General features: G+C 54.3%; 4 protein-coding genes. 1 reads left to right on the forward strand and 3 read right to left on the reverse strand.

The window, feature by feature from the left end:
- Positions 1-240: glycerate kinase (locus ACEYDX_RS05265; RefSeq protein WP_373740980.1), on the forward strand; the 240-nt coding region annotated here is incomplete at its 5' end.
- Between the two features lie 73 nt (positions 241-313).
- On the opposite strand, the gene ACEYDX_RS05270 is transcribed toward ACEYDX_RS05265, so the two are convergent.
- The 3 genes from ACEYDX_RS05270 to ACEYDX_RS05280 form a co-directional block, all read right to left on the reverse strand.
- Entirely contained in the window at positions 314-1612 is a 1299-nt protein-coding gene (locus ACEYDX_RS05270; protein WP_373740981.1) for a KUP/HAK/KT family potassium transporter, read from the reverse strand.
- A gap of 63 nt (positions 1613-1675) precedes the next feature.
- Complete coding sequence (locus ACEYDX_RS05275; protein WP_373740982.1) at positions 1676-2224, reverse strand: MepB family protein; 549 nt, start codon at positions 2222-2224, stop codon at positions 1676-1678.
- Positions 2225-2389: 165 nt separating this feature from the next.
- Positions 2390-2682: KUP/HAK/KT family potassium transporter (locus ACEYDX_RS05280; RefSeq protein ID WP_373740983.1), on the reverse strand; the 293-nt coding region annotated here is incomplete at its 5' end.

Below are 2682 nucleotides of genomic sequence, written 5' to 3' on the forward strand. Positions count from 1 at the left end.
GGCAATATGGGCGTGCCGGTGGTGGCTCTGGCCGGCACGCTGGGCAAAGGTGCGCAAGATGTGTACGACATCGGCATCGATGCCATCGCTTCTATCGTGCCGATTCCCATGAGTTTGGAACAGGCCATCGTTGATGGCGAACGCTTGCTGATCGAAGCCACCGAACGCATGATGCGCACGCTTCTGCTGGGCGCTTCCATCGCAGCGAGAAAAATGGATAAAGAAAGCTACAATTGGTAGTTTGGCAGATAAACGCATCAGGCCGTCTGAAAGGTTTTCAGACGGCCTGATGTGTTGAAATAAACCGCCGGTTTCACAAATCCAGTTGCGAACCCATTTCCACCACGCGGTTGCCGGGGATGCGGTAATAATCGGTAACCGGCGTGCTGTTTTTATACAGCCATTTGAAAAAGCGGCTGCGCCAGCGGTTCATGTGGCTTTCGGGCGTGTTGCCGGCAATGTGCAGGCTGTCGCGCGAAAGAAAAAACGAAGTTTCCATCAGCGCCAGTTCGCAGCCCTGCAAGCGTGCGGCTTTCATGATGTTGCCCATGCTGGGGCTTTCTTTAAAGCCGTAATCGGCGGTGATGCGGGTGAAGCGCGGGTTCAGCTCGGTGATGGTGAGGCGCTCGTTTTCGGCCACATAAGGCACTTCGCCCGTGCGCACGGTGAGCAGGAAATTGCGCTCGTGCAACACTTTGTTGTGTTTCAGATTGTGCAGCAGCGCCTGCGGCACGCTGTCGGGGGTGCTGACCATAAACACCGCATTGCCCGGCACGGTTTGCGGCGGATAAGCCAAAAGGTTGTCTAAGAGCGGCAGCAGCGCCAAATCGTGGTTGCTTTGCCGACGCTGCATCAGCAGGCGGCCGCGGAACCAGGTGCTGAACGTGAACACCAGCAGCAAAGCCACCAGCACGGGAAACCAGCCGCCGGCGGGAATTTTGAGCAGGTTGGAGGCAAAGAAAGTGAGGTCGAAAGTGAAAAACACCGCCGTGAGCGCCAGCACCGCCGCTTTGGGCCAGCGCCAGTTTTTCCACATCACCACCGCAAACAGCAGCGTGGTCAGAATCATGGTGCCGGTGGCGGCGATACCGTAGGCCGCCGCCAGATTGCCCGAACTGTGAAAAGCCAGCACCACGGCAATCACGGCGGCCAGCAGCATCCAGTTGACGGCTGGCACATAAATCTGGCCGATTTCGGTGTCGCTGGTGTGCCGGATCTGCATACGCGGCGAAAATCCGAGCTGGATGGCCTGCCTGATCAGCGAATAGGCACCGGAAATCACCGCCTGGCTGGCAATCACGGTGGCGGCGGTGGCCAGCATAATCAGCGGCACCAGGCCCCATTCGGGCACGCTTAGAAAAAACGGGTTTTCGATGGCATCGGGGCGGCGCAGCAGCAAAGCGCCCTGACCGGCGTAGTTCAATGCCAGCGAGGGTAGCACCAAGCTCAGCCAGGCCGTCTGAATCGGGTGGCGGCCGAAGTGCCCCATATCGGCATACAGAGCCTCGGCTCCGGTTACCGCCAGCACCACTGCGCCGAGGCTCACGAAACCGCCCCAGCCGTGATGGGTGGCGAAATAAAAGCCGTAATAGGGGTTTAAAGCCTTCAGCACGACAGGGTATTGCGCAATCTGATTGGTACACGCTCAATTCGCCACGGACAACTTAGCATATACTTAAAGCACCTTGACTAATTGCGCCAGCCCTTGGGTGGTGTCCGTAAGTTCAATAAAGTGAGTACATTGCCAAATTTTAGATCGCTTGGCCTGTGCTGCTAATGGTACAGTCCAAGGTGCGTAAACTCGAAACGCACGTTTTCCTCCTATTGATTTCTCAGAGAAAATGCCTTTTTTGACCAACTGTTGGCGTGGAAAAATGAACACCCCAAATCGTGGATATTCATCTACAAAGATAATCACCGAGTCAATTCCATCGTCGTAGTCAAACGGCGCGATTTCGCTGAACATTGTCGGGCGTTTCCAGAGAGTAACAAACTGACCAATTTTTCGGGGTGTATGTTTAGCCTGACGATACAAATATGTCTGCCCTCCCATCTCGAAGCGAACCGCACCATATTCGGCACTTTCTATTTCCCGCTCAATGTTCATGATGGTTTTACCTAAAGGCTTTAAGAATTGTTCCTGAAACAGGTTAAATGAGTCGGGCACACTGCCCAGAGACGGATCTGTATACCAAGATGCGTCAATCTGATCCCCCAGTGTCATTCTAATCTCCTTAAATTTAAATTAATTCCAGTTGTAACAAACCAGACCGAGTACATTCATTAGGATAGCCAAAGGCATTATTTACATATTTAATTCCTTGGTACATTATTTCCGTATTGACATGACTGTGTCCATAAATGTGTACATCTGACTGTAATAGTTCAACTAAATCCCCGTAACCGCCAACACTGAAAACCACACCAGCATCACCGGCCCGAACAGCGCGCCGATGCGTGAAGAGCCGTGTTTCTGAATGGCAAACAAGCCGATAATCACCCCCAGCGCGAGCGGCATGATCCAACCCGACAGGGCGGGGTTGGCCACGCTCAAGCCTTCCATCGCCGAGAGCACCGATACGGCGGGCGTAATCACTGCGTCGCCGAAAAACAAGGCCGTGCCGCCCAGGCCGGCGAACAAAACCAGTTTGGCATACCGCCCCTGCAAATGGCGCGCCGCCA

The organism is Neisseria sp. (genome assembly GCF_041804105.1).
Taxonomy (GTDB): Bacteria; Pseudomonadota; Gammaproteobacteria; order Burkholderiales; family Neisseriaceae; genus Neisseria.

Excerpts from the sequence above, each read along its gene's own strand:
- ACEYDX_RS05275 (WP_373740982.1), bottom strand. The coding sequence starts at position 2,224 with ATGACACTGGGGGATCAGATTGACGCATCTTGGTATACAGATCCGTCT.